Annotated in this window: 12 protein-coding genes and 3 pseudogenes; 5 read left to right on the plus strand and 10 right to left on the minus strand. The window is 43.7% G+C overall.

Going from position 1 to position 10,980, the window contains the following annotated elements; genetic code table 11:
• Positions 1-73 precede the first annotated feature (73 nt).
• Positions 74-1,645: a DUF4118 domain-containing protein gene (locus DMI82_RS06910; RefSeq protein ID WP_242981820.1), complete on the plus strand. Its 1,572-nt coding sequence runs from the start codon at positions 74-76 to the stop codon at positions 1,643-1,645.
• Positions 1,638-2,369, plus strand: a complete 732-nt coding sequence (locus DMI82_RS06915) for a response regulator (protein ID WP_110102914.1) — start codon at positions 1,638-1,640, stop codon at positions 2,367-2,369. Before DMI82_RS06910 ends, DMI82_RS06915 begins: the two co-directional genes overlap by 8 nt.
• Before the next feature lie 460 nt (positions 2,370-2,829).
• On the opposite strand, the gene DMI82_RS06920 is transcribed toward DMI82_RS06915, so the two are convergent.
• On the minus strand, positions 2,830-3,927 hold the full coding sequence (locus DMI82_RS06920; RefSeq protein ID WP_110102915.1) for an RNA-guided endonuclease TnpB family protein: 1,098 nt from the start codon (positions 3,925-3,927) through the stop codon (positions 2,830-2,832).
• 8 nt (positions 3,928-3,935) lie between these two features.
• Positions 3,936-4,010 (minus strand): annotated as a pseudogene (locus DMI82_RS06925) (IS200/IS605 family transposase); the annotation flags it as partial.
• Positions 4,011-4,210: 200 nt separating this feature from the next.
• Between DMI82_RS06925 and DMI82_RS06930 the strand changes: the two are divergent.
• A pseudogene (locus tag DMI82_RS06930) lies at positions 4,211-4,495 on the plus strand (MATE family efflux transporter); the annotation flags it as partial.
• 161 nt (positions 4,496-4,656) lie between these two features.
• Here the strand turns inward: DMI82_RS06930 and DMI82_RS06935 are convergent.
• From DMI82_RS06935 to DMI82_RS06960, 6 genes are read right to left on the minus strand one after another with little or no spacing between them, the layout of a single operon-like run.
• Complete coding sequence (locus DMI82_RS06935) at positions 4,657-6,021, minus strand: sensor histidine kinase (RefSeq protein WP_110102916.1); 1,365 nt, start codon at positions 6,019-6,021, stop codon at positions 4,657-4,659.
• The gene (locus DMI82_RS06940; RefSeq protein WP_008705326.1) at positions 6,012-6,674 is read right to left on the minus strand and encodes a response regulator transcription factor; all 663 of its coding nucleotides are present in this window, start codon (positions 6,672-6,674) and stop codon (positions 6,012-6,014) included. Before DMI82_RS06940 ends, DMI82_RS06935 begins: the two co-directional genes overlap by 10 nt.
• 38 nt (positions 6,675-6,712) lie before the next feature.
• Entirely contained in the window at positions 6,713-7,090 is a 378-nt protein-coding gene (locus tag DMI82_RS06945) for a NisI/SpaI family lantibiotic immunity lipoprotein (RefSeq protein WP_242872530.1), read from the minus strand.
• Positions 7,083-7,826 (minus strand): lantibiotic immunity ABC transporter MutG family permease subunit, encoded by a 744-nt coding sequence (locus tag DMI82_RS06950; protein ID WP_025580193.1) that lies wholly within the window; start codon positions 7,824-7,826, stop codon positions 7,083-7,085. The genes DMI82_RS06945 and DMI82_RS06950 overlap by 8 nt, the downstream gene beginning before the upstream one ends.
• A 2-nt stretch (positions 7,827-7,828) precedes the next feature.
• On the minus strand, positions 7,829-8,575 hold the full coding sequence (locus DMI82_RS06955) for a lantibiotic immunity ABC transporter MutE/EpiE family permease subunit (protein WP_008705323.1): 747 nt from the start codon (positions 8,573-8,575) through the stop codon (positions 7,829-7,831).
• Complete coding sequence (locus DMI82_RS06960) at positions 8,576-9,280, minus strand: lantibiotic protection ABC transporter ATP-binding protein (RefSeq protein ID WP_173722862.1); 705 nt, start codon at positions 9,278-9,280, stop codon at positions 8,576-8,578.
• 331 nt (positions 9,281-9,611) lie between these two features.
• Here DMI82_RS06960 and DMI82_RS06965 point away from each other — a divergent pair, with 331 nt between their 5' ends.
• Positions 9,612-9,848, plus strand: a complete 237-nt coding sequence (locus DMI82_RS06965; protein ID WP_110102917.1) for a helix-turn-helix domain-containing protein — start codon at positions 9,612-9,614, stop codon at positions 9,846-9,848.
• Between the two features lie 147 nt (positions 9,849-9,995).
• Here the strand turns inward: DMI82_RS06965 and DMI82_RS06970 are convergent, their stop codons facing one another.
• Positions 9,996-10,154 (minus strand): transposon-transfer assisting family protein, encoded by a 159-nt coding sequence (locus tag DMI82_RS06970; protein WP_110102918.1) that lies wholly within the window; start codon positions 10,152-10,154, stop codon positions 9,996-9,998.
• Between the two features lie 3 nt (positions 10,155-10,157).
• Entirely contained in the window at positions 10,158-10,298 is a 141-nt protein-coding gene (locus tag DMI82_RS19730; RefSeq protein WP_021651320.1) for a hypothetical protein, read from the minus strand.
• Positions 10,299-10,462: 164 nt separating this feature from the next.
• Between DMI82_RS19730 and DMI82_RS06975 the strand changes: the two are divergent.
• Positions 10,463-10,722: pseudogene (locus tag DMI82_RS06975) on the plus strand (ABC transporter ATP-binding protein); the annotation flags it as partial.
• Positions 10,723-10,980 lie beyond the last annotated feature (258 nt).

Below are 10,980 nucleotides of genomic sequence, written 5' to 3' on the forward strand. Positions count from 1 at the left end.
AAAATTTTTGACCACAGAACTGCTGCGTGATATAATTCCAGTAAACAACAGCAGAAGGAGAATGAGCTTGAAAATGGAGGATACAGTAAAAAACAGAACCTGTTCGAAACGGCCATTTGCATGGTATGTGGAAAAACCGTCTGCAAAAGATTACTTGCTGACGGTTTTTATATTTGCAGTATGCACTTTGATTGGCCTGCTGTTTCAGAAGCTGGATTTTACAGATACGAATATTGTAACGATATACATTCTGGGTGTGTTGATCACTTCCATCGTGACAGATGGTTATCTTTGCAGTGTAGCAGGCTCCTTTTTAAGTGTATTCTTATTTTGTTTTTTCCTGACGGAGCCAAGGATGTCTTTTGAGACATATGCGGTGGGATATCCGGTGACATTTTTCATAATGCTTATTTCATCCGTACTTACAGGAACCCTTGCGGCAAAGCTGAAAATGCATGCAAAGCTGTCTTCACAGATTGCCTTTCGCACACAGGTTCTGTTTGATACGGATCGTCTGCTGCAAAAGGCAAAAAGTGAGACAGAAATCCTCGGAGTTACCTGTACACAGCTGATACGCCTGTTAAACCGCAGCATCACGGCATATGTTGTGGAAAATGGAACTTTATCAGAAGGAAAGCTTTTTTCCGGGGAAAAAGAGAGCACAGAGGATTTTCTGACACAGGAAGAACAACAGGCGGCCAGATGGACTTATGAAAACAGACAGCGTGCCGGCGCATCCACACAGTATTTCTCACAGGCAAAATGCTTATATCTGGCAATTCGAAGCGGGAATAATGTTTATGGCGTAATCGGGATCCCTCTGCAGAAAGAAACACTGGACTCTTATGAATACAGCATCCTGCTGTCTGTAATAAATGAATGTGCACTTGCAATGGAGAATGTACAAAATGCCATAGAAAAAGAAAAAAATGCGGTTTTAGCAAAAAATGAGCAGCTGCGTGGCGATCTTCTTCGGGCGATCTCCCATGACCTGCGTACTCCGCTTTGTTCTATTTCCGGAAATGCAGATATGCTTCTCAGTAACAGTGACCGTCTGGATGAAGCTACAAGGTATCAGATCTACACGGACATTCATGAGGATTCAGAGTGGCTGATCGGAGTTGTGGAAAATCTGCTTTCCATTACCAGGCTCAATGATGGAAGATTGAAGTTTAAATTTACGGATCAGCTTTTGGATGAGGTAATAGCAGAGTCACTCCGGCATGTCAGCCGGAAGCATGATGCGTATAAGATAGTGGCGGACTGTGAAGAACTTGTTCTTACACGTATGGACGTGCATCTTATTATACAGGTTCTGGTAAATTTGATCGATAATGCGATAAAATATACGCCGTCAGGCTCTGTCATCAGCATTCGGGGGTTCAAAAAAGCCGGGAAAGCACAGGTAAGCGTGGAAGATAACGGCCCCGGGATCCCGGATGAAATGAAGCCACATATTTTTGAGATGTTTTATACAGGGAAAACAACCGTTGCAGACAGCCAACGGAGTCTGGGGCTTGGCCTGGCACTTTGCCGCTCTATCATAGAAGCTCACGATGGAACACTGGTTCTTTCGGATCATGCTCCGCATGGATGTAATTTTACTTTTACTTTACCATTAAGCGAGGTGACATTAAATGAATAAGACATTAATTCTGGTGGTTGAGGATGACAGACCCATACGGAACCTGATCGTTACCACTTTAAAAACACATGACTATAAATATCTGGCTGCAGAAAATGGGGCTTCAGCCATTTTGGAGGCTTCATCACATAATCCGGATATCGTTCTTCTGGATCTTGGTCTTCCTGATATGGAAGGAGTAGAGGTAATAAAGAAAATCCGTACCTGGTCGAATATGCCGATCATCGTGATCAGTGCCAGAAGTGAAGATATGGACAAAATAGAGGCACTGGATGCGGGTGCAGATGATTATATCACAAAACCATTTTCAGTAGAAGAATTACTTGCGCGTATCCGTGTCAGCCAAAGGCGGCTTGCCATAACGCAGTCAGGAAAACAGCCGGAAACATCTGTTTTTGAAAATGGTGGATTAAAGATAGATTACACGGCTGGCTGCACATTCTTGAAGGACAGAGAACTGCATCTGACGCCCATTGAGTATAAGCTGCTCTGCCTTTTATCCCGTAATGTTGGAAAAGTATTGACACATACATATATTACTCAGCAGATCTGGGGACGCTGCTCGGAAAACGATGTTGCTTCTCTCAGGGTTTTTATGGCAACACTGCGGAAAAAACTGGAGCTTGAAAAAAACGGTGTACAATATATCCAGACGCACATAGGAATTGGATATCGCATGCTCAGGATCGAGAAACCTGAGCAGGAAACGAACTCTTCTTTATGAAGTCGGAAGGGCTGACGGAAACAGTGGAGCATAAATTCTGTGCATCGCGAAGCGTGTTGCTGAGAACGGAGTGAACAGTAACTAGGGTTTACAGGGCAGATGCATGGAATAAAATTTTGTTTGACTTTTTGAAAAAGAGGCAATATAATTACAGGGAACGAGTGGCAAGTAAGCGTAAATCCAGTTTACCGGCTACTCGTTTTCATTTTACAAAAATGAATATCGTCATGAAAAAGTGTGTAGCGTGTCAGCGTAAGTCCAGCTTATATGACAGGGTGCGCACTTTTTTTGTGCCAAAAAGAAAGGAGGTGACATGCTCCCACCACTTAAATCTTACGATTTTGAAGTGGGGGCTTCCTGCTCAATTGCCCTTTAGGGCAAAGCTAAAACAGGCTATCCCCGCGTGTCCTGCGGTTTTGTTTTTTATGTTTATCCGGTTACGGATTTTTTTCTTGTGCCGTCAGGCACATTCTTTATAGATCCTTTTTCCTTCTTCCCGGATGTTGACTGCTGCATTCACATCCCGGTCCATCCTGTTTCCACATTCACAGACATACATTCTATCCGACAATGCTAGTTCCTTTTTCTTATGTCCGCATACACTGCAGATCTTGCTGGATGCAAAATAACGGTCTACTTTTATAAGATGTTTTCCGCGCTCTTCCAGCTTGTATCCAAGCATGGACAGAAACTGCCCGTACCCGTTATCCTGCACGCCTTTCCCAAGATGCAGGCCTCCGGACATTCCCTTCAGGTTCAGATCTTCCACGCATACTGCATCATATCTTTCAGCAAGCTCCCTGCTGAGCTTATGCTGGAAATCTTTTCTCTGGTTCTTTATCTTTTCATGACATAAAGCTACCCGTTTCTTCTGTTTCTGATAGTTCCGGCTTCCTTTTTCACAGTGGGAGAGCTTTCTCTGTTCCCTTGCAAGTTTTTTCTCTGCTTTTCTGTAAAACATAGGATACCCAGCTCTTTCTCCTGTAGAAAATACACACATTCCCTGCATGGCAAAATCGATCCCAAGAAATCTCTCTGCCGGTCTTTTTTCCACGGTTTGGTTCTCACAGCAGAACAAAAGACTTGCAAAATATTTCCCGGATGGCTCACGGCTCACAGTTACGGATCTCAGCTTCCAGTCTGACGGAATCTGCCGGTGGAGTTTTATCTTTATGGCAGCCATCTTCGGAAGCTTCAGATGGCTATCCTGCAAAAGGATATTCCCGTTTACTGCATTGGTCGTATACGAATTTCTTGTATGCTTCTTTGATTTATAACGTGGAAATCCGCAGGATGGTTCCCGGAAGAACTTCCGGAACGCACTTTCCAGATGCAGCTGCACATTCGCCAGGGCAAGGGAGTCTACCTCCTTCAGCCAGGGATATTCCTTCTTATATCCGGCCGGTGTGTTCCGGAGCATCTTTTTTTCTTTCTGGTAATAGCTGATCTTGTCTGCGAGCATCTGGTTATAGATAAAGCGGCTACAGCCGATTGTTTTCTCTATCTGGACTTTCTGCTCTTTATTTGGATAGATCCTTATTTTTACGGCGCGGTTCATTCTTCTCACCTTCTGTATTTTATAACCATCACCAGGTGATAGTATAGTAGAAATACTGAATGGGAATTATTGTCTAATTCCATTATATTTATCATTCATTTTCTTTTATCGACTGATATGTATTTATGAACTAATTGTTCTTTTTTAGTATACTACATCAGGGGATGGAGAACAAGTGTTTCTTTTGTACTATAGGGATTTTTTGAGCAGATATGCCCAGATGTGCAATTCATCTCACCACCTGAAGAGGTGGGAGAATTCTTGCTACATTTGTTAAAACAAAATGGCGGAAAGCAACAAGATGAAGGATATGCCGGTAAATAAGCTGATGATCCAGATGGGAATCCCGATGATCCTATCTATGGCATTGCAGGCAGTCTATAACATTGTAGACAGTGCATTTGTGGGAAATATGAAAGCAGGCAGTGAGACAGCACTAAATGCTTTGACACTGGTATTTCCAGTGCAGATGCTTATGGTGGCAGTGGGGATTGGAACCGGTGTAGGAACCAATGCACTTCTTGCAAGGACACTTGGACAGGGAGACAGTAAAAAAGCTGCAAAGGTAAATTAAGCGTGAAAATGGGTCTGCCCAGCAGCGTTTTTTTTCTTTTCTGCCGCTGGGCAGATGTTTTTTCTTTAGATACATGATAAGAGGAATTTTTGAAGATTCCATAAAGATTTGAAAAATGGACGGACATAAAAGACGTCCATTACACTATCGGAAAATCAGCAAGGAAGTTTCATAGTAACCTTTGCGCCGCCGGTTTCTTTTGAATTTTCTAAAATAAGCTGACCATTATGTTGTTCCATAATCGAATTTGTAATATATAGACCCATACCAAAGTGTAACTTTGAATTGCGGCTTTGATCGCCCATATAGAACCGTTCCTGTGCGTGGCATAATGCCTCTTTAGAAAACCCCGTTCCCTCGTCTGTGACTGAAATTTCCACGAAACCGTTGTTACTCTGAACATCCACATAAAGCGTTCCGCCTTGCGGGGAGTAGTCCAGCCCATTACTGATAACATTCATAATAGCACGTTCTATCAGCACCCTATCAAATTTCAGCATTTGAGGGAGTGAAACAGTATTCATTTGCAGCCGGATTTCTTTTGTCCGGCATAGTGATTCCATATAACCGAACAAGTGCTGCATGAACGCTGGCAAGTCTATACTTTTAATATGGAGCTGATAACCAACCGCCGCCCGTGATATATCAATCAGGGTTTGAATATATGACTGCATCTGGCCGGAGCTTTCCACGACGTAACCAGCGTATAATCGTTGCTCATCATCAAGATTTGTTTCTGTGAGTAAATCAGCATTTCCTTGAATAACCGTCAGAGGCGTTTTCAAATCATGGGCAAGCGCGGCGATTTGCTCTTTCTGTGTCTGTTCGGTTTTCCATTGCCGTTCTAACGAAATTTTCAGATTATCTTTCATATCTGAAAAAGATGCAAGGACATCTTCAAACTCTTTGATTTTGGCGTGTCCTACTTCAAAATCAAGGTTTTGCTTTGAAACCTCCGCAGTTGCTTCAAAAAGCGGGGTCAGTTGTGTACGCAGGTTCTTAGCAAATCTGGCGGTCAGTATGATAATGACCAGCAGCGAATTTACAGCCATCAGGATAAACGCAAGCGTGTCAGGAGATGGAAAATATTCCGGTAGCCATGACACTGTAAATTGAGAACCAATATAATACCTTAAAACGCAAAATTCGTTTTCCCGGACAACAAGTGCAAACTGCCTCCCCGTAGCATATTCAATATATTCTCCCTTTGCGTACAGCAGGGCAATTTCTTTTTCATCATCGTCCATATTGCTGTAAAGCTCATTAAAGTTCTTGTCCAGAATTAAGTAGCCGCATCCCTGTGGAATCACAACCTTTGTAATATCCGGGGCAATCGTCAGCGTTGGAATGATCTCTTTTACCTGCAATTCACTTAGATTTGCTCTTGTAGCTAATCCAGCATTTACAGCAAGTCCCTCCAAACCAGAAGGGACAATAATTGCCGCTACCAGCATGACAATGAGGGAGATAGCAAACTGGCGAAACAATATTTTCAATGTAGGTTTCTTTTTCACTCCCATTTATATCCTATCCCCCATACGGTGCTGACCGGACTTATTTTGAAATGCTCCAATTTCGCACGAATATTTTTTATATGCGTTGAGATCGTAGAGTTATCGCCTATTCCATCAAACCCGAAAACGGCTTCATAGATTTGTTCTTTTGTAAAAACCTGTCCCCGGTTTTTCGCAAGGTATTCACAGATTGAATACTCGCTTTTGGTAAGGGGAACCGGCTGTTCTGAAACATACAGTACCTTTGCGGAAAGGTCAAATCTTATATCAGGCTCAAATGAAAGTGTGCTGTGATGCTCCCTTTTTTCTCTGCGTAAATGTGCCGCGACACGGGCGCGAAGCTCCTGAATACGAAAAGGTTTCGTAATATAATCATCCGCACCGATGCCCAATCCAAACAATATATCTTCCTCTAATGTCTTTGCGGTCAGAAAGAGAATCGGGCAGTCTACCATATTCCTGATCTGTTTGCAAAACTCAAACCCGTCTGTGCCAGGCATCATCACATCCAAAAGAATGAGGTCATAGAAATGCAGCTTTTTGATGTCTACATCATCCGCATTTTGACAGACTGTTATCAAATATCCATCTTTCCCCAAACTGTTCTTAATCAATTCCAAGATAGAAACTTCATCGTCAACTACAAGTAAGTGGGTCAAAAAATCACCTCCCGCCCCATTATACCACATTGTCGAGGTTACTCATCATTATTTTTAATGTCAGCTTTCCGATATTCATTGTTGATATTTACAGCTACGGCATTGCTTATATCCACATTCACAATACTGTAAACGTAGCCGAAACTGAAATCTTCCCCCGCCACATTTTTGAAGCGTTTCGATACCTGCCCGATTTCTTCTTGCAGTTCTGACATTTCAAGACATTCATCCGTTATGGTATATGTCAGGCCGTTATATGAAATTTCATCATAGTTTGCGGCGTTCAGCTCATAATACGGCAGAGATTCATTTAACGCCTTATTTTTATCGGCGGTATCGCGGAGCGCACCGCAGGCCGATAAGCATATAAGACTTACAAGCATAATTACCACGGCAAACAGGCACTTTTTATTCACTGTTTTTACCTCCCTCCCAACCATGAAACCAAACCAAACTGGCAATCAGCAGACAAACAGTGCAGCATACAGAAATAATCATACCGCTGAAAAAATCGGTTTTTACCTGTGCATACAGTTGGGGGCTATCCCATGCAAGCACAGTGTAATCCATAGCACGAACGCCCCAGGCCCAGGGAATATATTTCCATGTAGCGTCACCAAGCCCTGTTATCATAAGGGCAGCTATTAAACTCCCTGCAATTCCCAATCCCATAGATGCACCTTTTCCGAAGCTCATTCCCACAAACAAATGAATCAGGTAAATGGGAAGCATGGTAATCAACAATAGAATCCCTGCTTTCAGGTAAAGGCTTGCCGGAGCATCCCTATATAGTGCAGCGAATGTTCCTAACGCTAAAAATGTTGCGCCAAAAGCACAGATCATCAGAAAACCAAGTTTACCAATATACGTTGCCATGCGAGATGGGATTGTTCCCAACAAAAGCTGATAATGCCCGGCCTGATTTTCGATCTGAACAACCAGGCCCACAATAATGCCGATCAGAAACGGGAACGCAACGGCCAGCACTTCCAGATAGGCACTGATTTTGGTTGCCAGTTCCCATCTGGATATATGATAGTAACCCGCAAAAATCGCCGCACATATAATCGGAATCATGCTGTGCATATAGAGCAAAATGCTATGTTTACACTTCTGATATTCTGCTTTCCAACAGCGAACCACAGATACCATAGTTACCCCACCTCCTTTTTCTCAAACCATCTTGCAGTTAAAAATGACAGCGCCGCAAACCAGGCCAGCGAAATGACCAATACAAGTATAATCATCCAAAATGCCATTGCCGTACTCTGATCTGCAACCGGCTCACCATTAGGCAAAATACCTAACACGGAAATCATAAGATGCGGCACCCAGCTATACGGGCAGATCATCCACAAAGAGGTTGTAGCCGTGAAAATCCCTAAAACGCTTCCAAGTCCGGCATTAAGAATAACCGTGACAAAGATACCAACTTTTTTTGATAACCATAAGCACAGCGGAACTTCCCATAGGCTTGCAATGACAATACAAGCTGTTCCGGCCGCAGCCTGCCAAATTCCGATTGTCAGGGGAATTTCGTTGATAACTAATATTGCAAAACCGCCCAACAGATTTAGCGCCAGGAAAATGAAATTCCCCACACAGGAATAAATACCGGCCACTCCAATTTTTGCTTTCCAGACTTTGTTCTGCGAAACAGGCAATGAAGCAACGGCACGATATTTTAGTTTGCCATTATCCCGCTGTTCAATCAAGGCACAGGTGAGCGTAAGGAATCCAGGATAAAGCAGGATATACCACCAATTATAAGAATTGAGCTGGAACCAAAGAGGGGCAAAAAAGTTCATAAGCGCAGTTACAAACGGGGCCAGAACGATCAGCGTTTTTGTGAAAGTTCTCTTATGCTTTAGGTTCTCTGCCTGAATATATGCCATCTCCATTTAATATCCCTCCTTACCATTTCTGCGAATAACATCCATAAAGAGTTGTTCCAAATCTTCACCGGCGCGAAGCTCTCCCTCATATCCAAGGACGCCGCCAGCAATGATACCCACATGATCTACAATCTGCTGGACTTCTGACAGAATATGGCTGGACAAAATAACTGTAATCCCTTTGCAGGGAAAGGAGCGAATTAACTCTCGAAGTTCCTCAATCCCTAAAGGGTCAAGGCCGTTAGTCGGTTCATCCAGAATCAAAAGCTGGGGACTGTTCAGCAATGCAATAGCAATACCAAGCCGCTGCTTCATACCAAGAGAAAACTGCCCGGCCCGTTTCTTGCCGGTATTCGTGAGCTGGACAATTTGCAATACCTCGTTAATTCGTGCATCGTCCAGGCCGAGCAATGTAGTTCTGACTTTGAGATTTTCGTATGCAGTCAGATTTTCGTAAAGCGGGGGCATCTCAATCAAAGCACCGATATGCTCCAGATCATTCCGCTTCCACGGGTGGCCGTCAAACTCGATGCTTCCCGATGTGGGGCGCAAAATGCCGGTGAGCATTTTTAAGATCGTGGATTTGCCAGCCCCATTCGGCCCCAGCAGACCATAAACCGAGTTGCGCCGGATGTTCAGTGACACATTGTTTACCGCCATTTGCCCCTTGAAATTTTTGCAGAGGTCAGTCGTTTTCAAAATCATATCCATATAATCAAGTCCTTTCTTTGATTCTACGGATAGCATACCGGGCAATTTTGAAGATTTCATAAAGATTCCCGAAAACAGAATATGAACAATACACCGTAACCGTGGAGCATATCGCAACAAAGCACTAACCTACGCATTTAGGGCCTTAAAAAGCCCTATATTTCAAGGTTTTTCCCGCATAGTCGGCGGGGTATGTGAGTGTTTTATCCTATCCCCGCCATAGTGCCGCTCTAAATGTGTAGAATTTACCAGCAGAAAATCGCCGGTTTCTCTGGCTCCATACTCCCAGATATGGTATCATGGAAAAAATCAATCTGACGGGGGGATCAGGATGGACGGACAAGAAAAGCTGCTGGACTATGAAACAATCAAAGCCGCCGTTGCCGGTGAGAAGTGGGCCACAGAAAAGGTGCTGGCCCACTATGCGGACTACATCGACGAGCTTTCCACGGTGGAGATCAGGCAGCCGGGCGGCAAAGTGAAAAAAGTCATTGACGAGGATATGCGGCAGCACATTTCCTTAAAGCTGATGGAAGCGTTGCCGAGCTTCCCGTTGGAACAAGAATAACGATCAAGAGGGCTGCACCCTCTTACGCCGCTTTGCGGCTATCACCTGCACACCCCCGAAACAGATACACCCGCTGCGCGTCTGTACCTGTTTCGGGGGCTAATAATGACTGTAACCTACGCCTTTCGGGGCTGATAACCGCCAGTTTCAAGGCTTCTCCCGCACGTTTGCAGAGGTGGGCGAATACTTTATCCTATCCCCGTCCATACCCGGCATGGCTGCGGTGATCTTGCCTATCGTCCTGCGTCGGTCTGCGTTGTGGTACATACAGATCAAATTTTCTTCTTCCACGGTAAAGTGCATCATTCCTCATACCTCCAATTCATTTTTCTTGGTTCTGGCCGCCGCCTTTTTCGGGCTGGTGGCCTGTTTGCTGTCGGCAAGCTGCTTGCGGATAGATGGCCGGGGCTTGCGAATACTCACATCACGGCGCTCATCTTTGTTAATCATGGCATATACCCCGTCACCTCCTTTCCTTGGGCAAAAAGAAATGCCTTTTTCGTCGCAGACTTACGAAAAAGGCATTTCAGGTGTGATTATAGAGAGGTTTAATTGTCTTTAGATTTTTGAAAAGTCCCGGTTTTATGCGGGTTTGCGCTGGTTGTGCTAATCGGAACGAAGTTACTGCTTACACGGATCCGGAAAACGAGGCGATTCTGCAGAATTCTATGGATGCAGTAGATGCACTTACAAAGGAAAAAACGATTATTATGATTGCCCACAGATTAAAAACAGTCAGACATGCAGACCAGATTGCGGTTGTTGAAAAAGGAAGAATTGCACAGCAGGGAACACATGAGCAATTAATGAAACAGGAAGGTATTTATAAGAGATTTGTGGATGCAAGGCGGTAAGTTGGAAACTGGTGCACTGAGAAATAATCCACAGTTGGTGAATATCCAAATTGAATTGTCTGAAAGAGATTTAATTTAAGTTTCGCTAAGTTTCACTTATATAGGCAGAATGAGGGATATTCAATAAAGTAATATGAAAAAAGCACTGAAAACCGTTGGATTGTAAGCGTCAAATAAAACAGTGTATAGAAAAATAACCGTCAGCCTTTTATACTAAAAGGTCAACGGTTATCGACAGAATTCTTTTACAAGAGGATTCCAAGGCAGATAATCATCCA

Source organism: Blautia sp. BCRC 81119 (assembly GCF_003184505.1).
Taxonomy (GTDB): Bacteria; Bacillota; Clostridia; order Lachnospirales; family Lachnospiraceae; genus Blautia_A; species Blautia_A fusiformis.